Below are 20,035 nucleotides of genomic sequence, written 5' to 3'. Positions count from 1 at the left end.
TCTGCCGAAGATACTTGCCTGGAGACGGGCTGGGAAAATAGGTAGTGCCTACACAGACGAGGAGCAGTTTTATCTGCTCCTCGTTTTTATTTTTAACTGTGTTTTTTCCTTGACAAAGGGGCAAAATATGATATACTGAAGGCAATAACAGGAATGATTCCTATTAAATGAGTGATGAGTGCGGAGGGAATATTATGAATCGAAAGGCGTTTAACCGGATCAATTATGGACTATTCATCGTGGCGGCTGCCGCCGATGGGAAGCGCAATGGGTGCATCGTCAACTCCCTGCATCAGGTGACCTCTTCCAGCCCCTACAAATTCTCGTTGACGGTCAATAAGAGCAATGAGACCTTCAAGACCATCGAGGCCGCGGGCAGCTTTGCCGCCACTGTCTTGGCCAAAGATACTCCCAAGGATCTGGTGGACCTGTTTGGCTACAAGTCCGGCCGGGTGGTGGACAAATTTGAGGGCTTTGATGTCCAGACCGATGAGGCGGGCAACCCCTATGTGAAGGACCACGCCCTGGCCCGGATCAGCTGCAAGATCGTGGAAAAGCTGGATCTGGGGACCTATATGCTTTATATCGGAGAGGCTACCGAGGCGGAGACCTTGGGCGAAGGCCCTGCCCTGACGGTGGATGACTTCAAGAACGGCGGGGGCTCCACGCCTCCGGCCGCTACCGTGTACCGCACCCTGGAGGGCAATGAGGGCTGGAAGTGTACCATCTGCGGCTATGTGGCTGAGAAGGAGACCCTGCCCGAGGGGTATCAATGTCCCATCTGCCGGGCCAATCGGGACAAATTCGTCAAGCTGTAAGCGGGCCGGAGAAGAGAGCATAAAAGAAGGGCGGCTCCCATAGGAGCCGCCCTTGCTCGCGTAAGGTGGACAGACAAAGTGACGGGCCGGTTCAGGGACGGCGGTTCAGGATCAGGATCGCCCCGAAGATGGCGGCCATACCCAGCAGCTTATAGGGGGTGACTGCCTCATGAAACGCGAAAATACCGATGAGGGCGGCCACAAAGGGCTCCACAGTGGCCAGAATAGCGGCCTTGCCGGGCTCTGCCCAGCGCAGGCCCTCCGTATAGAGCAGATAGGGCAGGATGCAGCACAAGACGCCTATGCCAAGACCGCCCAGGATGGCCCTGGGGTCTAAAAGGAGGGAGGCGTCCTCCCATAAACGAGACAGGGGCAGGGAGCCCAGAGCGGAGAACAGAAAAGTATAGAAGGTGATGGTGGAGGGGGAGTACCGTTTCAGGGCCAGTTTACTGAAAATGCTGTACAGGGCATAGCCGAAGCCGGAACCCAGGCCGAAAAGCACCGCGGCGGCAGAGATGCTCCCCACCCCGGCGGGAAACAGGCCGGCCACCAGCACACAGCCGCAGAAGGTGAGCAGGAGGGCGCCGATCTTGCGGGGGGTGATAGGTTCCTGGAAGCAGAGCGCAGAGAGCAGCATCACAAAGACGGGAGAGGTGTACAGCAGGACGGCGGCCACGGACAGGGCACTGAGTGAGATGGCATTGAAGTAGCACCAGTTGAAAAAGAGCACGCTGAAGATGCCGGTCCCCACAAAGCACCAGAGATCTTGCAGGCGTACCCGGACGGCGGCCCGGTCAGTGAAGAGCAGCCAGAAAAAGTAAAGGATGGCAGCCACCGTGCTGCGTACTGCCACCGACTCCATGGAGTCCAGGCCCGCGGCGGTGAGCAGACGGAGAAATACACCGATGCAGCCCCAGAGGGCGGCGGCGGAAATAATAGAGAGGTAAGCTTTCTTCTGCATCGGGAGACTCCATTTCCTCGTTGTGACGGGCGGCGGGATGCCGGTGGTCCGTCCCTATCATACCATGATAAAGACAGGAGCGGCAAGATGAAATATGAAAAGATACGGCCCGGGACCTTCCTGGACCGGCCAAACCGGTTCGTGGCGCATGTGGAGCTGGGCGGTACGGCGGCTGTGTGCCACGTGAAAAATACAGGCAGGTGCCGTGAACTGCTGGTCCCTGGCGCGAAGGTCTATCTGGAGGAGAGCGGGAACCCGGCCCGAAAGACCCAATATGACCTGATCGCAGTGGAGAAGGGGACAAGACTCATCAATATGGACGCTCAGGCCCCCAACCGGGTGTTCGAGGAGTGGGCCCGGGGCGGAGGATTCCTTCCGGAGCTGTCTCTGCTGCGTCCGGAGACTACATATAGGAATTCTAGATTCGATTTCTACTGGGAGTCTTCAGCAGAGCGGGGATTTGTGGAGGTGAAAGGGGTCACATTGGAGGAGGACGGGGTGGTCCGCTTCCCCGATGCCCCCACGCTGCGGGGGGTAAAGCACCTTCAGGAGCTGGAGGAGGCCCGCCGGGCGGGATACCGGACGGCGGTGTGCTTTGTCATTCAGATGGAGAACGTCTCATGGTTCGAGCCTAACGACCGGACCCACCCCGCCTTTGGGGCGGCCCTGCGCCACGCGGCGGAGGCCGGCGTGGAGGTGCTGGCCATGGAGTGCCGGGTGACGCCGGAGGAGCTGCTGCCCGGCCGGCCGGTGCCGGTGCGGCTGTGAGCCTGGGCGGAAACAACGGCATCAAGACAGCTCCCGCCACGGTCTGCCCGCGGCGGGAGCTGTCTTGATGGGAGGGTCACATGCCCAGGGCCTCGGTCAGATCCTCCACGGCCTCATTGACATGCTTGGCCACCTTGTGGGCGGTCTTTTTCATCTCCCGGCGGGAGGGTGCCACGCTCATGCCCACGACGGCGCCGGCCACCAGTCCAGTGGTCATGCCCCACCAAAATTGTCCGCTGCTCATATCCATTCCTCCTTTTTTCCAAAACGCACCGTGGACGGGCGTTTCGGTCATACGCTATTCTTCCCCAAAAGCGGGAAAAATCCGTTGCTAAATCCTGCTGGTTTCGCTATAATAAAGCCGGTATCGAGATGCGGCAGGCTCCGGTCTGAGGCAGTGGAGCTGAGAAGGAGGACCTGGGCCGGACCGCAGGGGCATACAACACAGAGAAAAGCTGACAGTGGTGCCCGGGCATTCCCCCCGCGGTCCCCGGAGGAGTTTGACATGAAATTACTGATTCAGAACGGAAGGGTCCTGGACCCGGTGAGCAAGACCGTGACGCTGACCGACCTGCTGGCGGAAAACGGCCGGGTGGCCCTGCTGGAGCGGGGGCTGGAGACGGAGGCGGACCGGATCATCGACGCCTCGGGGCTGGTGGTGAGCCCGGGCCTGGTGGACATGCACGTACACCTGCGGGACCCGGGGTACACCTATAAAGAGGACATCCGCACCGGCACGGCTGCGGCGGCCCGGGGAGGGGTCACCTCCCTGGCCTGTATGGCCAACACGGACCCGGTGCTGGACTGCCCGGAGCAGCTGCACTATGTGCGGGAGCGGGCCAAGGAGGGGAGCGGCGTCCACGTCTACCCCATCGCGGCGGTGTCCGTGGGGCTGAGAGGGGAGGAGCCCACCGACGCAGAGGCGCTGAAAAAGGCGGGGGCGGTGGCCCTCTCCGATGACGGCTGCAACGTGGACAACGCCAACCTGATGCGGGACGCCATGATAAGGGCCAAGCGGCAGGAGCTGCCTGTCCTCTGCCACTGTGAGGACACCTCCATGGTGGAGGGCCGGGCGGTGAACGAGGGCAGCGTATCCCGCCAGCTCTGGCTGGAGGGACGGCCCGCCATCGCTGAGGAGCTGGAGGTGATGCGCGCGGCCATGCTGGCGGAGGAGACCGGCGCCCGGGTCCACATCTGCCATATCTCGACGGCAAAGGCGGTGGACATCGTGCGCCGGATGAAGGAGCACGGGGTGCCCGTTACCTGCGAGACCTGCCCCCAGTATTTTACCCTCACAGAGGACGAGATCCTGACGCAGGGGTCCCTGGCCAGGATCAATCCCCCCCTGCGGACACAGCAGGATGTGAAGGGGATCATCGCCGGCCTGCGGGACGGCACCATCGACGCCATCGCCACCGACCACGCCCCCCACTCCGCCGAGGAGAAGGCCAGGCCCCTCACCCGGGCGCCCAGCGGCATGGTCGGGCTGGAGACCTCCCTGGCAGTCACCCTGACCGCCCTGTATCACACCGGAAAGATGGAGCTGACGGAGATTGTCCGCCGGATGACGGTGAACCCCGCCTCTATCCTGGGGCTGTCGAAGGGACGGCTGGCTCTGGGAAATGACGCGGACATCGTCATCTTCGACCCGAACGAAGAGTGGACGGTGGACCCGGAGCAGTTTGCATCCAAGGGGCGCAACACCCCCTTCGCCGGATGGAAGGTAAAGGGGCGGGTGAAGTACACCATCGTGGGCGGAACGGTCATCTACGAGGCCCCCTGAGAGCCGGCCTGCGGCGGAGGGGGAGCAGAAGGGTGGGATCGGCATGAAGACGCGGAGGAGCGTGCCCAGCTGGGTGCCGACGCTGTTTTTTGTGATGGGGAATCTCCTGATCATAGGGGCATCGGCCCAGCTGATCCGGCTGGGATATATCCCTCTCCCAGGACTGATCGCGGCCTTCTTTTGGGGAGAGACCTGGGTCTTCTGGGGGATCACAGACCTGCTGGGATGGCCCTGGCGGCTGAAACGGTCGGTGCGGGAGGCCCCGTGGAGGAAAGAGTATCAGCGGCGGATCGGGCCCATTCAGATCATCACAGGGGGGCTCATCATGCCAGCCTCCCTGCTGGAGCTCATGCCGGCCTTTCTGCTGTCCCTGTTGGTGACTGTGGCGGGGGGCCTGGCCGCATATAATATCCGCTGTCAGTATCCGGGAAGCTGGTGAGACCGGCCGGAAGAGGGGGCGGCCCCCAAAATGTGAAAACAAATAGTAGAAATAAAAATGAAAATAACGAAAAGGAATGATATTTGATGTCTTTTGACGTTCTCCAGGACAAGATCCGGGCCATGAAGAACCCTACAGTGGCCGGGCTGGACGCCCGGATCGACTATGTGCCCGAGCACATCCGCCAGGCCGCCTTCGCGGAGCACGGCACCGGGCTGGAGGGAGCCTGTGAGGCCATCTATCAGTTCAACGTGGGGCTGATCGACGCCCTGTGCGACATCGTCCCCGCAGTGAAGCCACAGTCCGCCTACTATGAAAATCTGGGCTGGCGGGGGATGGAGATGCTGGAGCGCACCATCCGCTATGCCAAAAGCAAGGGGCTGTTCGTCATCGCCGACATCAAACGGGGAGACATCGGTTCCACCGCCTCTGCCTACGCGGAAGGCTGGCTGTCCGGGGTGAAGATCGGGGAGGAGACCTTCAAGACCTTTGACGCCGACTGCGTCACCCTCAACGGTTATATGGGCTCTGACTCTATCAACCCCTTCCTGAAGGCAGCTCAGGGGGAGGACAAGTGTGTCTTCGTGCTGGTCAAGACCTCCAATCCCGGCTCCGGAGAGCTCCAGGATATGGTGGCTGGGGACCGGCTGGTCTATCAGGTGATGGGCGACCTGAATCAGCGGATCGCTAAGGGGACCGAGGGCAAGTACGGCTATACCATGGCTGGGGCCGTCACCGGGGCCACCTACCCCTCCGACATCCGGGCCCTGCGCAAGCGCCTGGAGCACACCTTCTTCCTGGTGCCCGGCTACGGCGCCCAGGGGGGGACTGCGGAGGACGTGCAGTATGCCTTTGACAAGTACGGCCACGGGGCCATCGTCAACTCCTCCCGGGGCATCATGTGTGCGTGGCAGAAGACCGGCGGGGACGGCCGGGATTTTGCCCAGGCGGCCCGGGATGCGGCCATCGCCATGCGGGACGACATCAGGCGCTTCGTCACCATCGTGTAACAGCTCCCGCAAAAGGGCGGGGCTGGGGGAAGGAGGAAGGACTATGGCAAAGCGGGCCTGTGTGCTCTGCGGAGAGATGGCGGGAAGCTGGTCCCTGTGCTACATCACCCTGTGCGGCACCAGTCAGACCCTGTGCGAGAAGTGCATGCGGCGATACCGGGATGCGGCGGGGGAGGAGAAGATCGCCCTCAGGGAGTATATGGCCCGGTCCCCTCACCTGAGAGAGGGGGAGGAGGTGCGGGAGCGCCTCCCCCAGGCCCGGGGCCAGTGGCAGCGGGAGCTGGAGCAGGCGCGGGAGCGCCGGCAGCAGGAGGAGCAGCGCCAGGCCCAGGTGAAAAAGACCGCCCGCTGCTGCGGCCAGGACATGACCAAGCTGGGGGTATCCACCTTTCAGCTGGGGGAGCACACCTTTTTGGGCGGTGACCTGGACCATCTGCTGTCAGGCAGCATGAAAATGGCGGTGTTCCGCTGCGAGGTCTGCGGCCGGCTGAAATTTTTTGACCCGGAATGGGTCCAATAAGGGCCGCCCCAGGTGTGCCCGCGAGACACTAAACTTTCCACAGAGGGTGTGACGCCATTATGAAAGTAGAACAGAAATGCGGCATCATCAGCAGGACGATGCTCAATGACGCCGCCATCAGCCTCACTCTGGAGGCGGGGGACATGGTCCGGACCGCCTTCCGGGCCCCGGGGCAGTTCGTCCACATCAAGTGCGGACATTCCCGGCTGCTCCGCCGGCCCATCTCCGTCTGCTCCTGTCAGGCGGGGGAAGGGGACGCCCCCGACCGGCTGACCGTAGTCTTTGAGGTCCGGGGAGAGGGGACCGCCTGGCTGGCCGGCCGCCGTGAGGGACAGAGCCTGGACGTGATGGGCCTGCTGGGCAACGGCTTCCCCATGAAGCGGGAGGGCCGCTATCTGCTGGTGGGGGGCGGCATCGGCGTGCCCCCCATGCTGGGTTGCGCCCAGTATGCCCCCGGGCGGTGCACCGCCATCCTGGGGTTCCGCTCCGGGGACAGGGTGATGCTGGAGGAGCAGTTCCGCTCCGTGTGCTCCCAGGTGCAGGTGGCCACAGATGACGGCTCCTACGGCTTCCACGGCTATGTGGATGCGCTGGTGCGGCGGGAGCTGGAGGGAGACCGGGGCTATGACGCGGTGCTGGCCTGCGGCCCCCGGCCCATGCTGAGAAACGTGGCCCGGGCGGCGGAGGACTTCGGCGTGCGCTGCCTGGTGTCTATGGAGGAGCGGATGGGCTGCGGCGTAGGCGCCTGCCTGGTCTGTGCCTGCGACATGGCGGACGGCAGCCGGAAACATGTGTGCAAGGACGGACCCGTCTTTGACGCCAGGGAGGTGGATTGGGATGCCTGATGTGGATATGAGGGTGGAGCTGGCTGGGGTGACTCTGAAAAACCCGGTGTGCGTGGCCTCTGGGACCTTCGGCTTCGGCCGGGAGTACGGGGCGTTCTATGACCTGGGCGAACTGGGCGCCATCTGCGCCAAGGGCCTGACCCTCCACCGCCGGGAGGGCAACCCGGGCCCCCGAATCGCAGAGACTCCCATGGGCATTCTCAACTCGGTGGGCCTCCAGAACCCGGGGGTGGACGCCTTTGTGGAGACGGAGCTCCCCTTCCTGCGGCAGTATGACGTGAAGGTGATCGCCAACATCTCTGGGAACACCCCCGAGGAATACGGCATCATGTGTGAAAAGCTGGCCCAGGCCGGGGTGGACCTGATCGAGGTGAACATCTCCTGCCCCAATGTGAAGGCGGGGGGACTGGCCTACGGCACCAGGCCGGAACTGGCCGCCGAAGTCACCCAGGTGGCCAAGGCTCACGCCGGCTCGGTCCCAGTGATGGTGAAGCTCTCACCCAATGTGACGGACATCACGGAGATCGCCCGGGCGGTGGCCGGGGCGGGGGCGGACGCTCTCTCGCTCATCAACACCCTGCGGGGGATGCGCATCGACGTGAACACCCGGCGCCCTGTGCTGAAGATGAACACCGGCGGCCTGTCCGGCCCCGCCGTCCTGCCTGTGGCGGTGCGGATGGTCTGGGAGGTGGCCCAGGCGGTGGACCTGCCCATCCTGGGGATGGGCGGGGTGTCCAAGGGGGAGGACGCGGCCCAGATGATGCTGGCCGGGGCCTCCGCCGTGGCGGTGGGCACCGCCCTCTTTGCTGACCCCTACGCCCCGATCCGGGTGCGGGACGAGCTGGCCGCCCTGGCGGCCGGCCAAGGCCTGGAGCGGGCGGCGGAGCTCATCGGCGGAGTGAAGCCCTGGTAAGGATACGCGGCAGGCGGAGCCCCGGTGGGGCGTGCCGCGAAACTCAAAAGAAGGAATACCGAATATGACGACCATCTATCTGATCCGCCACGCTGAGGCGGAGGGAAACCTGTACCGCCGCATCCACGGCTGGTACGACGCCCTGGTGACCGAGAACGGTCTCAGGCAGATCCAGGCCCTGGAGCAGCGCTTCCAGGGGGAGCACTTCGACGCGGTGTGGTCCAGCGACCTGTACCGCACCTGCACCACGGCCCGGGCTGTCTATGAGCCCAGGGGCCTGGAACTGCGTACCGACCCGGAGCTGCGGGAGCTGAACATGGGGGACTGGGAGGACCAGACCTGGGGCCAGGTGCGCCGCACCCAGCCCGGGGAGCTGGACCGCTTCAACCGCAGCGACCCCACTTGGACGGCCCCCCGTGGAGAGGGGCTGGGGGAACTGGGGGAGCGGGTGGAGCGGGCCCTGCGCCGCATCGCCGCCGCCCACCCGGACCAGACGGTGGCGGTGTTCAGCCACGGCACCGCCATCCGGCAGGCTCTGGCGCGGATCAAGGGCATCCCGCCGGAGGAGTGGCACGGCCTGCGCCACAGCGACAACACCGCCGTCTCCTGCCTGAAGTGGGACGGAGCGGCGTTCCAGCTGGCCTTCGAGGGGGACAACTCCCACCTGGACCCCGCTATCTCCACACTGGCCCGCCAGTCCTGGTGGCGGAGGGACGGGAAGCGGGCGGAGGACGTGAACCTGTGGTTCCGGCCCCTGGACTTGGAGCGGGAGAGCCAGACCTATTACGAGGCCCGGCGGGAGGCATGGATCACCGTCCACGGGGAGGACACCCCCTTTGATGGGGAGAGCTTTCTTCAGGATGCCCGCCTTCACTGCGGCCGCACCCCATGGGGGGTGACCTGCGCCATGGCGGGGGACCGGATGGCGGGGCTGATCCAGCTGGACCCAGAGCGGTATGCCAAGGACGGGGCCGGCTATATCCCATTCTGCTACATTGTGCCCCAGCTGCGGGCCCAGGGGCTGGGGGTGCAGCTCATCGGGCAGGCGGTGTCCTTCTACCGCCCCCTGGGGCGGCAGTATCTGCGCCTGCGCTGTGCCAGCTACAACACCCCCGCCCAGCACTTTTATCAGCGGTACGGCTTCTATAAGATCGGCGAGGAGCAGGGGAGCCGGGTGCCGCTGGATATCCTGGAGAAGTACATCGGCTATGACCGCTGAGCTGCGGCCGTTCAAAAGGAGGGACATGGGATGGACCATATTGCCCAGATCGCAGGAAAACTGGCGGACCATCAGCTGGACGCCATGCTGCTCGCCAGTCAGGCCGGGGAGCGGTACGCCGTGGGCTTCCACGGGGAGGGCCTGGTGCTGGTGACCCGGGAGGGGGCCCACTATTCCACCGACAGCCGCTACATCGAGGCGGCCCGGCAGGAGGTGCAGGGGGCTCAGGTGGAGCTGGTGACCCGGGAGCGGGGCCATCTGGCCCTGGCCGCCGGCTATCTCCAGGAGCACGGCCTGAAGCGGGTGGGCTTTGAGAGCGGGGCCGTGAGTGTGGACGCCCTGGCCCGGTATGAGAGGGCCCTGCCCTGCACCCTGGTCCCGGCTCAGGACCTGCCGGACGGCCTGCGGGCGTCCAAGGACGGAGAGGAGCTGGCCGCCATGGAGAAGGCCCAGCGCATCACCGACGAGGCATTTCAGGCGATTTTGAATTTTATCCGCCCGGGGCAGACGGAGCGGGAGGTGGCCGCCCGGCTGGTGTATGAGCTGCTGCGCCGGGGCGGGGAGCGGGTCTCCTTCGACCCTATCGTGGCCGCCGGCGCCAATGGCTCCAAACCCCATGCCGTCCCCGGAGACACGGTGATCCAGCCTGGGATGTTCGTCACCGTGGATTTCGGCTGTGTGTGGAGGGGCTACTGCTCCGACATGACCCGCACCGTGGCGGTGGGAAAGCCCGCACCGGAGATGGAGCGGGTATATCAGGTGGTGCTGGAGGCCCAGCAGGCTGGCATCGCCGCCGCCCGGGCCGGGCTGGCCGGGCGGGAGATCGATGCCGCAGGCCGGACGGTGATCCAGGCGGCGGGGTATGGGGAGGCATTTTCCCACAGCTTCGGCCACTCCCTGGGACTGGAGATCCACGAGTCCCCCAATGCCGCGCCGGGGGAGGAACGGATCATGCCCGTGGGGGCAGTGGTCTCCGCCGAGCCGGGCATCTATCTGCCCGGGCGTTTTGGCGTGCGCATCGAGGACGTGATCGTCCTGTCGGAAACGGGATGCCGTGACCTGACAAAGTCGCCAAAAGAGCTGATCGTCCTGTGATTTTACAGAAAACCTCTTGTCAAATCCAGAAAAAAAGGGTAAAATATATCAGTTCATAAAAACATTTGGAGGATGATTCCTATGGCAATGATTTCCGCCAGTGATTTCCGCAACGGCGTGACCTTTGAGATGGACGGCAAGGTCATGCAGGTCGTCGAGTTCCAGCACGTCAAGCCCGGCAAGGGCGCCGCCTTTGTCCGCACCAAGATGAAGAACATCATCACCGGCGGTGTGACCGAGACCTCCTTCAACCCCACCGCCAAGTTTGAGCAGGCTTTCGTGGAGCGCAAGGACATGGAGTACAGCTACAACGACGGCGATCTGTACTATTTCATGGACATGGAGACCTACGACATGCTGCCCATCAGCAAGGATATGCTGGGCGACGCCTTCAAGTTCGTGAAGGAGAACATGAGCTGCAAGGTCATGTCCTACAAGGGCAGCGTCTTCGGTGTGGAGCCCCCCAACTTCGTGGAGCTGGAGGTCACCGAGACCGATCCCGGCTTCAAGGGCGACACCGCCACCAACGTGACCAAGCCCGCCACCCTGGAGACCGGCGCCGAGATCAAGGTGCCCCTGTTCATCAACCCTGGTGACAAGATCAAGATCGACACCCGCACCGGAGAGTACCTGGAGCGCTGCAAGGGCTGATGGCAGAGACAGATGTCCGGCCCCGCAGAGAGCGGGGATGGGTATCGATAAGATTCTGCAGAGGCTGAAAAGAACAAAATCAGGTCGGGAGAGACACTGGGGCAGAGGGTACGACACAGAATTGAAGGAGGCTTAGCCTCAGAAAGGGAAACTGCTATGACTATTTCCGAGAAAGTTGCTTATCTGAAGGGGCTGGCTGAGGGCCTGAACCTGGATGTGGAGAAGTCCAAGGAGGGCAAGCTCATCTCCGTGATGATCGGCATCCTGGAGGAAGTGGGGCTGTCCATTGAGGACCTAGAGGAGAACGCTCTGGCCCTCGGGGAGGAGATCGACACCATTTCCGACGACCTGGCGGATGTGGAGTCCGTGGTCTACGGCGAGGACGAGGATGAGGACGACTACTTTGAGGTTGAGTGCCCCAATTGCGAGGAACCCATCGTCATCGACGACAAGGCGCTGGCGGAGGGGGAGGTAGAGTGCCCCAACTGCCAGACCAAGTTCTCTCTGGACCTGTCGGATGACACGGTGGAGGGAGACGAGGAGTAACTCCCCGCCCGAAAGCACACAACAGCGGCGTGACGATTTCGTCACGCCGCTGTTTTTCTCTCCGCCCCGCCGGACAGGTGTTCAGGGCAGGGGAGCACTGCCCATGGCCGCTTCCAGAATCTTATCCGCTCCCCGCCGGTAGCCGCCGGCGGCGCGGAACCCTTCAGAGATGTGCTGGGCGCTGTGCTGAAAGGCAGGATCAGCCAGGACGAGGGAGAGGGCCTGATGGATGGCGGCGGGGGTGGGAGCGGGCAGCGGGACGCCCGCCCCCAACTCCTGGACCCGGCGGGCCACCATGCCCTGCTCCTCCTGCTGGGGGAAGAGGACCAGGGGGACCCCCAGGTAGAGGCTCTCACTGACGCTGTTCATGCCGCAGTGGGAGAGAAAGGCGTCGGACTGAGACAGGACGGCCAGCTGGTCTACCTGGGGAAGGACCTGGACATTGGGCGGAACATCTCCCAGCTCTTCCGGCCTGCACCCACCGCCTAGAGAGAGAACGGCCCGTACCCCCTCCCAGCTCCGCAGGGCCTCCAGGCAGGCGCGATAAAAGGAGCGGCTGCGGTTGTTGACAGTCCCCAGGGAGATGTAGATCTGCCTGTCCCCGCCGGAGCGTGGGGCGTGGGTCAGCTCGGGCACCGAGGGCCCAATAAAGGCATACCGGCTGGAAAAGGTGTCAGCCAGGGGCTGGAATTCCCGGGAAGTGTAGACGATGGTGTCGGTGTGTCCGTCGTTCTCAATGAGGGAGAGCAGTCCCTTCACCGGATAGCCCGCCTGGCACAGCTGGGCCATGCAGCGGCGGATGCGGCCCCGACCCGCAAGCAGCCGCAGGAACTGCCCCGGCGTCTGCTTCATCAGCTTGGCGGTATGGCGGTTGAAGGCGAAGGTGGTGGTGGAGCAGACATAGGGGCAGGCCAGCTTGGCGGCCCACAGCTTTCCCCAGAAGCACAAGGAGTCGGATACCACGCAGTGGGGCTGGAATTGGGCCAGATCCCGGCCCACGGGGCCATCCATGGCCAGGAGGGTTTGGGTGATCATCTCCACCAGGGCGGCGAAGTCGCGGCCCACCCTTCGCTCCAGATCCGGAGGCGCCGGAGGCAGATAGGAGTCGCAGGGGACGAATTGGGCGCCGGCGGCCTGGATCTTCTCCCGAAAGGGGGCGAAGGAGTAATAGCGGACCTGGTGCCCACGGCAGGTCAGCTCCCGTACCACCGGAAGAGTGGGATTGGTGTGCCCGTGAGCATAGATGGAGAAAAAGGCGATTCGGTACATGAAGTCCCCTCCTTTCCCTGGCAGAGCTTACCGTTCCTCAGGCTCTTCCTGTGTGCTCAGCTGCCGGATGGCCTGGGCAAAAGCCCTGGACTCCGACTCGCTGTGGTCAGGATAGATATCCCGGCCCCGCCCCTGGAAGATGGACTCGGCGATCTGCTCAAAGACCTGGTAGCGCTCCAGGGCGATGCCCCGTTGTGCGTCGGCCAGGATCAACAGGGTGTCCCCGGGGCTGATCTGGAACATGTCCCGGATCTCCTTAGGAATGACGATTTGGCCTTTCGGTCCCACCTTGACGGAGCTCATATACTTCTCATTGTCAGACATCTTGATCCCCAAATCTCCTTAAAGTAATACTTGTATAACTAATCTTACCTGCGAAAGGCGGAAATGTCAAGAAAAATCTGTCCCCTCTCCCGCGCGGGGGTGGACGGCCGCCTGGCGCTCTGCTATAATGCACCTGTTGATCCAAAAGAGCGGCCCCCGGCGGGGCTGGCCGATTCAGAAGAAGGAGCGGGTGAGAACTGATGAAGACAAAGACCGTACTGCTGCGCGGGGTGGAGATCGGTGCAGGCAGACCGAAGATCATCGTCCCCATTGTTGGGAAGACGGAGCAGGAGATCCTGGACAAAGCCGCCGAGCTGGTCCAGGCCAAGCCCGATGTGGTGGAATGGCGGGTGGACTACTTCCAGGGCGTGGGCGATGTCCAGCGGGTGGTGGATACTGCCAGAGAGCTGAACGAGGCACTGGGGGAGATCCCCATCCTCTTCACCTTCCGCACCAAGCGGGAGGGCGGCGAAAAGGAGATCGGTATGGAGGACTACACCGCTTTGAACCGGGCCGTCGCCCAGTCGAGCTATGTGGACGCGGTGGATGTGGAGATTTTTTCCGGTGACGAGGTGGTGCGCAAGAACATCGCCGCCATCCATGATGCCGGCGCGGCGGTGGTGGGGTCCAGCCATGAATTCCACCGGACACCGGAGCACGCCGAGCTCATCTACCGGCTGCGGAAGATGCAGGATATGGGGGCCGACATCCTGAAGGTGGCTGTGATGCCCCAGAACAAGGCGGACGTGCTGACCCTGCTCTCCGCCACCGAGGAGATGTATCGGCTGTACGCCCAGCGGCCGCTGCTGACCATGTCCATGGCGTCGGACGGCGTCATCAGCCGCCTGTGCGGCGAGGTGTTCGGCTCCGCCGCCACCTTCGGCATGGTGGGCCAAGGCTCCGCCCCCGGCCAGATCCCGGCGGATCAGCTGGAACAGGTGCTGGAGATCCTCCACAGAGCGCTGTGAGGTTTGACCGGCCCGCCTGGAGACAGGCGGGCCGGTGATTTTGCCAGGGAAAATGGACTCACCAGCATAACGGACGAGCTGCGCTGCCCCATAATGCTGCTGATCTGTGCAAAAAAATTGTAAAACACAGCCATGTCTGCCCCGATTTACCGGCAGTAAAGGGCAACGCTGTGGGCACAATAAAGCTCGGATGGAACTTCCGTATGAGAAAAGTGTGGGATCAGGTCCCGTCTGGAACGTGTGCCAGGCGGGACCTGACAGCCCCGGCCGGACCGGCCGGGCTGGAACGGAAAACGGGAGGATTTGGAATGAAAAAAGAGCTGATCGCCCTGGGGGCGGCTCTGGCCCTGGTGGGGACCCTGACCGCGTGCAGCAGCACGCCGGCGGACCAGAATAAGGGGAGCGCCGGCAGCGGCGCTACCGGCAGTACTACCGGTAGCGCCGCCGGGACTGCCTATCCCCGGTCTACCCGCTACGGGATGAACGGGACCGCCGGCGGCCATGGCTACACCTATGACGGCCGCTATACCGCCTTCCCCGACGGCAGAGTGGCACCGGGCCGGGGCAATGCGGCCCGGGACATGGAGCGAGTGGGAAAAGGCGTGGCTGACGGGACCCGGGACTTGGTGAACGGCGTGGGCGACGTGGTGCGCGACGCCGGGAACGGTCTGCGGGATGCCGGCCAGGCAGTGAAAAACGCAGCTGACCGGGACATGTGACCCATAAAACGCTGAGAAAAGACCGCGCGGAGATCACTCTCCGCGCGGTCTTTTACTTTGGAGGCCGCTTGCCCCGCTGGTGCGCCGGCTTTGCCCGGCGGCCGGTATGGGAGGCGCGGCCACCGGCTGCCGGGGCCGGGCGGCCCTTCCGTGGGGCCTGCCTGCCTTGCCGGTTCTCCTTCGGGCCGGAGCTGCCCCGGGCCTGCTTGGCGGGGGCATCCCCCCGGCGTCCCTGACGGCTCCCCGCCCCGGAGGCGGGGGCATCCGGACGGATCAGGCACCGCTTCCCATAACCGATCAGATCCTCACGGCCCGTGCGGTGGAGAGCCTCCAACACCAGCTTCCGGTTTTGGGGCTTGCGCCACTGCATCAGTGCCCGCTGGAGGGCCTTGTCGTGGGGCGTGCGGGGGACGAAGACCGGCTGCATGGTGCGGGGGTCCAGGCCGGTGTACCACATGCAGGTAGACAGGGTGCCGGGGGTGGGATAGAAGTCCTGCACCTGCTCCGGCATGTGTCCCTGCCGGTTGAGCCACTCCGCCAGCTGGACCGCATCCTCCAGGGTGCAGCCGGGGTGGGAGGAGATGAGGTAGGGGACCAGGTACTGGTCCTTGCCGTAGCGGCGGTTGAGCTTGAAGTACTTCTCCCGGAACTTTTCATAGACCTGGATGTGTGGCTTACCCATATAGTCCAGGGTGTGGGCGGAGCAGTGCTCGGGCGCCACCTTCAGCTGGCCGGAGATGTGGTGCTGGATCAGGTCGGTGAAGAACTCGCCGCTGGGGTCCTTCATCAGAAAATCGAACCGGATGCCGGACCGGATGAAGACCTTTTTTACCTTGGGGAGCTGCCGCAGCTTGCGCAGGAGCATCATATAGTCAGTGTGGTCGGCGTCCAGGTTGGGGCAGGGCTCCGGCGCCAGACAGGCCCGGTTCCTGCACATACCGTGCTTGAGCTGTTTCTGGCAGGAGGGACGGCGGAAGGTGGCAGAGGGGCCGCCCACGTCGTGGATATAGCCCTTGAAGCCGGGGTGGCGGGTGAGGGCCTCTGCCTCCCGGAGAACAGACTGGTGGCTGCGGGCGGAGATGGTGCGCCCCTGGTGAAAGGCCAGGGAGCAGAAGCTGCACGCCCCAAAGCACCCTCGGTTGTGGGTGATGGAGAAGCGCACCTCCTCAATGGCGGGGACGCCCCCCATGGAGTCGTACATGGGATGGGGCTCCCGTACATAGGGAAGCTCGGCCACCGCATCCAGCTCCGCCGTGGTCAGGGGATAGGCGGGGGGATTGACCAGCAGGAACTGGCGCCCGTGCTTCTGAAGGATGGCCTTTCCCACGAAGGGGTCGTGCTCGTCATATTCCACCATGTTGGCCCGGGCGTAGGCCTCCTTGGAGGCGGACACCTCCTCAAAGGAGGGGACCTCCACGAAGGGGTAGGCACATGCACCGGGGTGGGGGACGGCGGCGCATGTGCCGCGAATATCGGTGATCTCCCCCACCGGTGTGCCGGAGGCCAGCCGGGCGGCGATCTCCCGGGAGGCGGTCTCCCCCATGCCGTAGGTGAGAAGGTCCGCCTGGGCATCGAAGAGGATGGAGCGGCGCACCTTGTCTTCCCAGTAGTCGTAGTGGGCGAAGCGGCGCAGGCTGGCCTCCAGCCCACCGATGACGATGGGGATGTCGCCGAACACCTCCCGCACCCGGTTGGAGTAGACGATAGTGGCCCGGTCGGGGCGCAGGCCCGCCTTCCGGCCGGGAGAGTAGGCGTCATCGTGGCGGCGCTTTTTCGCCGCCGTATAGTGGGCCACCATGGAGTCCAGGTTCCCGCCGGAGATCAGCACCCCCAGCCGGGGGCGTCCCAGGGCGGAGAAGGCCTCCGGCCGCCGCCAGTCGGGCTGGGAGAGAACGGCCACCCGGTAGCCCTCCGCCTCCAGTACCCGGCCGATGATGGCGGGGCCGAAGGAGGGGTGATCCACATAGGCATCCCCGGTGATGAGGAGAAAGTCGTAAAAGTCCCAGCCCCGGCGGGCCATGTCCTCCCGGGAGACCGGGAGAAAAAGATCGCGGTCAAGTTCCATGGTGAACCTCGTTTCTCAGTGTGATCAGGCATGGGTCCCTCAGAACCAGAGGGCCCTTTCCTCCCGGAACATGGGCGGATCTCCGTTCCGGTAGGGGTCATAGGTGTCCAGGTTGCAGCCGAACTCCTGGAGACGGCGGATGGTGCCCTCCTGGGTCCACTCCACCAGAGAGAGGCCGTCAAAGGTCTGGACCGCGCCGTCGTTCATCACACAGCGGAAGCGCCACTCCACAATGGTGGCGTCCTCCCGGTGAAAGAAGCGGCCGCTGTCCCAGACCTCCACCCGGCCCCGGGTGTTCCACTCCTGGAACCAGTGACGGATGGCGGCGGCGCCGTGGTACTCGGGGCCCCAGCTTTCAAGATAAACGGCATCGGGAGCAAAGAGCTCCAGAATACCCAGGTCTTCCCGCCGCAGCCACATGTCCAGCCAGCGGCGGATCTTTTGTTCCCGTTCCTGCGTATGGTGCATATGGGTCTCTCCTGAAAATATGAAGATGTTTGAGATCGGGGTCCCAGGAGCGTCCTTATTCCTGTGCAGTCAGGACCTCCTGGTAGATGCGCTTCATGGTAAGGGCATCTTTGGCCTGCGTGCCGGCGCTCTCGCAGATGAAAGTGGGGGACCAGCCCCGGCGGGCGATCGCCCGGGCCAGCGGAGCCCAGTCAGGGCCGTATCCGTCGTCGTCGTCAAAGGTGCGGTGGCACTTTTCTCCCCCGCCGGGGGTGAACTGGATGTGGGAGAAATGGCTGTGAAAGACGCTGGCCCTGGACTGCCCCAGAACGGACTCCACCCGGTCCAGCATCCGCCCGAAGGCCTCCGCTCCGTCATCCGCCCCCAGGGAGCGGGCGTACAGGTGGCCGAAGTCGATGCAGGGGATCAAGCGCTCGTCCAGGGTGCACAGCTCCAGCACCTCCTCCAGATCCCCCAGTTGGTTGATCTTGCCCATGGTCTCGGGACACAGGGCGATGTGGCCGAAGCCCTGGCCGTCGCAGGTCCGGATCACCTCCCTCAGGGAGCGGAGGGCAGTGTCCTGCGCCTCCCGACGGGTGCGCTTCATCAGGGCGCCGGAGTGGATCACAACCCGGGAGGCCCCCATCTGACTGGCCACCAGGCAGGCGGAGGTGATATAGCCGATGGTCTTTTGCAGGCTGTCCGGGTCCGGGTTGGCCAGATTGATGAAATAAGGGGCGTGGAGAGAGAGGGAGATCCCGTGCTTCCGGGCGTTCTCCCCTACCCTCCGGGCGGTGTCCTCCCCCACATGGACCCCCTTGCCGCATTGATATTCGTAGCAGTCCAGCCCCTGCTCCGCGATCCACTGGGGGGCGGCCAGGGAGGACTTGTGGACGGCGGAGAAAGCGTCGCTGTTGCCGGCGGGCCCGAATTTGGCGCTCATAGGAAGGGCCTCCTTTTGCCCAGCAGGCGGAAGGGGGTCTCCGCCGCGTAGCGGAGATAGCGCCCCGGGTTGCCCGCCAGCTGGATGGGTTCCACCAGCAAAGGGGTAACTCCGGCGTTGTTGGCCCCCAGAGTGTCAGTGAAGATCTGGTCGCCCACCATCACCGTCTGAGCGGGGGTGCAGCCCATGCGCTCCATGGCCTGAAGATACCCCCGGCGGCGGGGCTTGCCTGAGCGGCCCTGAAAGGGCACACCCAGGGCCTGGGCGAAGTTCTGGGCCCGGCCCGGCTTGCGGCTGTTGGAGAGGATGAACAGGGCGATGCCCTGGGCGTCCAGGGCGTCCCGCCAGGCGGTCAGCTGGGGGGAGGGCTGGGTGACCCGGTAGGGGACCAGAGTGTTGTCCAGGTCAGCCAGCACCAGCCGGATGCCCCTGGCGGCCAGGGCCTCTGGGTCCAGGGCGGAAAAACCGGGGTAGACCCCCCGGGGAATGGGTGAGAATCGCAATGAAGGTCGTCCTCCTGTCGGTGTTCTAGGATGGAGCGGGACGGCATAGAGTGGGGGTGTGAGGCGGCGGGGCCGGGCGGAAGCCCGGGCCGGACCGCTCCGTTGAGGTTGAGATCATATCATTATATCATTTCCAAAGAAAATGGACAAGGGGGAGCTAGATATGAGCATGGAACCGCTGATCGTCACCGTCCCGCCGGCCCGGATCGGGGAGCTGAGGGGGCTGCGGGCCGTGCCGGCCCACCAGGGCTACCGGATCGGCCGGGGGCCCCACCTCTTCCGGGCGGCGGCGGGGCCGGTCCCTCAGGGCGGACTGATGGCCCTGGACTGCGTGGGCTTTGACGGCAGAGGGGAGGCCGCTCCCCTGTGTGATGAGGTGGTGCGGGAGTGCGCCGCCAGGGGCTTCCGGGGCGCGGTGTGCGACTTTGAGCAGGGCGGGGTGCCGCTGCTGGATCAGGTGGTGCGGCGGCTGGGGGAGGGCTTCGCCCGCCGGGGCTGGACGTTGTATGTGACGGAGCCCTATGGACACAGTTCCCCCCGGGCCCGGGTGATGATCCCGTCGGCCCTGTCCGGAGGCTCGCTGTCCCGGCGTCTGGAGGAGGCGGCGGAGCGCTTCGGCCGGGAGCGGGTGACCCTGGCGGTGCAGCGGGTGGCGGAGGACTTTTTTCTGCCCTCCCCCACAGGGAGCGGGGTGCCCCTGAGCCGGCGGGAGCTGGAGGAGAAGCTGGAGCAGCTGCACCCCTCGGTGTTCTTCTCCCATGAGCTGTGCGCCCGCTACTTCACCTACATGAGCCGGGAGAGCGGGGCCCACTTCGTCCTCTTTGACGACAGGGACACCCTGCGCAAGAAGCTGGAGGTGGCCCAAGAGCTGGGCATCACTTCGGCGGTGGCGGCGCTGCCTGAGGTGCTGGACGCGGCGGGGGAGCTAGGAATTCGGAATTGACGGCAGGGGGGCCAGGGAGTAAAATTGGGGTACAACAACTGTGAGGAGGCGGCCCCAATGGTACGTCATATCGTGTCCTGGAATTTCAAGCCCGAGCTGAGTGAGGAGGAGCGCAGGGCGGCGGCGGAGACCCTGGTGGCCCGGATGACCGCACTGCGGGATCTGGTGCCCTGCGTGGAGAGGCTGGAGGTGTTTCAGCCCCCCATCGGTCTGAGCAACTGCGACCTGTGCATGTACACGGAGATCGACAAGGAGGAAAATCTGGTGGTCTACCGGGACCACCCGG

At 64.3% G+C, this 20,035-nt stretch carries 24 protein-coding genes; 16 read left to right on the top strand and 8 right to left on the bottom strand.

Features of this window, described 5'->3' with window-relative positions:
* Positions 1-194: 194 nt before the first annotated feature.
* Positions 195-818 carry a flavin reductase gene (locus NE584_RS16500; protein WP_256183286.1) on the top strand — a complete coding sequence of 208 codons (624 nt, stop codon included), beginning with the start codon at positions 195-197 and terminating at the stop codon, positions 816-818.
* Positions 819-909: 91 nt separating this feature from the next.
* On the opposite strand, the gene NE584_RS16495 is transcribed toward NE584_RS16500, so the two are convergent.
* The gene (locus NE584_RS16495) at positions 910-1,779 is read right to left on the bottom strand and encodes a DMT family transporter (protein ID WP_256183285.1); all 870 of its coding nucleotides are present in this window, start codon (positions 1,777-1,779) and stop codon (positions 910-912) included.
* 87 nt (positions 1,780-1,866) lie between these two features.
* On the opposite strand from NE584_RS16495, the gene sfsA reads away from it, so the two are divergent.
* On the top strand, positions 1,867-2,547 hold the full coding sequence (gene sfsA / locus NE584_RS16490) for a DNA/RNA nuclease SfsA (RefSeq protein ID WP_256183284.1): 681 nt from the start codon (positions 1,867-1,869) through the stop codon (positions 2,545-2,547).
* A gap of 76 nt (positions 2,548-2,623) precedes the next feature.
* Here sfsA and NE584_RS16485 read toward each other — a convergent pair whose 3' ends face one another.
* Positions 2,624-2,791, bottom strand: a complete 168-nt coding sequence (locus NE584_RS16485; protein WP_123059173.1) for a YtxH domain-containing protein — start codon at positions 2,789-2,791, stop codon at positions 2,624-2,626.
* 261 nt (positions 2,792-3,052) lie between these two features.
* Here NE584_RS16485 and NE584_RS16480 point away from each other — a divergent pair, with 261 nt between their 5' ends.
* The 10 genes from NE584_RS16480 to NE584_RS16435 all read left to right on the top strand — a co-directional run bounded on the left by NE584_RS16480 (position 3,053) and on the right by NE584_RS16435 (position 11,568).
* Complete coding sequence (locus tag NE584_RS16480; protein ID WP_108979619.1) at positions 3,053-4,330, top strand: dihydroorotase; 1,278 nt, start codon at positions 3,053-3,055, stop codon at positions 4,328-4,330.
* A 43-nt stretch (positions 4,331-4,373) separates the two neighbouring features.
* Complete coding sequence (locus NE584_RS16475; protein ID WP_050625334.1) at positions 4,374-4,769, top strand: hypothetical protein; 396 nt, start codon at positions 4,374-4,376, stop codon at positions 4,767-4,769.
* An 86-nt stretch (positions 4,770-4,855) separates the two neighbouring features.
* A complete protein-coding gene (pyrF, locus tag NE584_RS16470) occupies positions 4,856-5,779 on the top strand; it encodes an orotidine-5'-phosphate decarboxylase (protein WP_050625333.1) in 924 nt (307 codons plus the stop codon).
* 43 nt (positions 5,780-5,822) lie between these two features.
* Positions 5,823-6,299: a hypothetical protein gene (locus NE584_RS16465; protein WP_256183283.1), complete on the top strand. Its 477-nt coding sequence runs from the start codon at positions 5,823-5,825 to the stop codon at positions 6,297-6,299.
* Between the two features lie 59 nt (positions 6,300-6,358).
* The gene (locus NE584_RS16460; RefSeq protein ID WP_108979617.1) at positions 6,359-7,144 is read left to right on the top strand and encodes a dihydroorotate dehydrogenase electron transfer subunit; all 786 of its coding nucleotides are present in this window, start codon (positions 6,359-6,361) and stop codon (positions 7,142-7,144) included.
* Entirely contained in the window at positions 7,137-8,057 is a 921-nt protein-coding gene (locus NE584_RS16455; RefSeq protein ID WP_256183282.1) for a dihydroorotate dehydrogenase, read from the top strand. Before NE584_RS16460 ends, NE584_RS16455 begins: the two co-directional genes overlap by 8 nt.
* A gap of 64 nt (positions 8,058-8,121) precedes the next feature.
* A complete protein-coding gene (locus tag NE584_RS16450) occupies positions 8,122-9,276 on the top strand; it encodes a bifunctional histidine phosphatase family protein/GNAT family N-acetyltransferase (RefSeq protein ID WP_256183281.1) in 1,155 nt (384 codons plus the stop codon).
* A gap of 30 nt (positions 9,277-9,306) precedes the next feature.
* A complete protein-coding gene (locus tag NE584_RS16445) occupies positions 9,307-10,371 on the top strand; it encodes an aminopeptidase P family protein (protein WP_256183280.1) in 1,065 nt (354 codons plus the stop codon).
* Between the two features lie 87 nt (positions 10,372-10,458).
* The gene (gene efp, locus NE584_RS16440) at positions 10,459-11,022 is read left to right on the top strand and encodes an elongation factor P (protein WP_050625528.1); all 564 of its coding nucleotides are present in this window, start codon (positions 10,459-10,461) and stop codon (positions 11,020-11,022) included.
* A 156-nt stretch (positions 11,023-11,178) separates the two neighbouring features.
* The gene (locus tag NE584_RS16435) at positions 11,179-11,568 is read left to right on the top strand and encodes a CD1247 N-terminal domain-containing protein (protein WP_050625327.1); all 390 of its coding nucleotides are present in this window, start codon (positions 11,179-11,181) and stop codon (positions 11,566-11,568) included.
* 81 nt (positions 11,569-11,649) lie between these two features.
* Here NE584_RS16435 and NE584_RS16430 read toward each other — a convergent pair whose 3' ends face one another.
* Both NE584_RS16430 and NE584_RS16425 read right to left on the bottom strand, forming a co-directional pair.
* Positions 11,650-12,837, bottom strand: coding sequence for a macrolide family glycosyltransferase (locus NE584_RS16430; RefSeq protein ID WP_256183279.1), 1,188 nt, complete (start codon positions 12,835-12,837; stop codon positions 11,650-11,652).
* A gap of 27 nt (positions 12,838-12,864) precedes the next feature.
* A complete protein-coding gene (locus tag NE584_RS16425) occupies positions 12,865-13,161 on the bottom strand; it encodes an AbrB/MazE/SpoVT family DNA-binding domain-containing protein (RefSeq protein ID WP_256183278.1) in 297 nt (98 codons plus the stop codon).
* Between the two features lie 200 nt (positions 13,162-13,361).
* On the opposite strand from NE584_RS16425, the gene aroD reads away from it, so the two are divergent.
* Positions 13,362-14,129, top strand: coding sequence for a type I 3-dehydroquinate dehydratase (aroD, locus tag NE584_RS16420; RefSeq protein ID WP_256183277.1), 768 nt, complete (start codon positions 13,362-13,364; stop codon positions 14,127-14,129).
* A gap of 308 nt (positions 14,130-14,437) precedes the next feature.
* A complete protein-coding gene (locus NE584_RS16415) occupies positions 14,438-14,848 on the top strand; it encodes a hypothetical protein (protein WP_256183276.1) in 411 nt (136 codons plus the stop codon).
* Between the two features lie 52 nt (positions 14,849-14,900).
* Here NE584_RS16415 and NE584_RS16410 read toward each other — a convergent pair whose 3' ends face one another.
* Genes NE584_RS16410 through NE584_RS16395 form a run of 4 tightly spaced genes read right to left on the bottom strand, consistent with a single transcriptional unit; the run spans position 14,901 to position 18,806 of the window.
* The gene (locus NE584_RS16410; protein ID WP_256183275.1) at positions 14,901-16,913 is read right to left on the bottom strand and encodes a YgiQ family radical SAM protein; all 2,013 of its coding nucleotides are present in this window, start codon (positions 16,911-16,913) and stop codon (positions 14,901-14,903) included.
* Between the two features lie 39 nt (positions 16,914-16,952).
* Positions 16,953-17,381, bottom strand: coding sequence for a nuclear transport factor 2 family protein (locus tag NE584_RS16405; RefSeq protein WP_256183274.1), 429 nt, complete (start codon positions 17,379-17,381; stop codon positions 16,953-16,955).
* A 55-nt stretch (positions 17,382-17,436) separates the two neighbouring features.
* A complete protein-coding gene (locus tag NE584_RS16400) occupies positions 17,437-18,303 on the bottom strand; it encodes a TIM barrel protein (protein WP_256183273.1) in 867 nt (288 codons plus the stop codon).
* Entirely contained in the window at positions 18,300-18,806 is a 507-nt protein-coding gene (locus tag NE584_RS16395) for a YqeG family HAD IIIA-type phosphatase (protein ID WP_256183272.1), read from the bottom strand. The genes NE584_RS16400 and NE584_RS16395 overlap by 4 nt, the downstream gene beginning before the upstream one ends.
* A 163-nt stretch (positions 18,807-18,969) precedes the next feature.
* On the opposite strand from NE584_RS16395, the gene NE584_RS16390 reads away from it, so the two are divergent.
* Positions 18,970-19,749: a hypothetical protein gene (locus tag NE584_RS16390; protein WP_050625318.1), complete on the top strand. Its 780-nt coding sequence runs from the start codon at positions 18,970-18,972 to the stop codon at positions 19,747-19,749.
* 57 nt (positions 19,750-19,806) lie between these two features.
* Positions 19,807-20,035: Dabb family protein (locus NE584_RS16385; protein ID WP_256183271.1), on the top strand; the 229-nt coding region annotated here is incomplete at its 3' end.

The sequence above is a fragment of the Clostridium sp. DFI.5.61 genome, assembly GCF_024462915.1.
GTDB lineage: Bacteria > Bacillota > Clostridia > Oscillospirales > Oscillospiraceae > Lawsonibacter > Lawsonibacter asaccharolyticus.
This window is presented reverse-complemented; position numbering and strand designations above follow the sequence as displayed.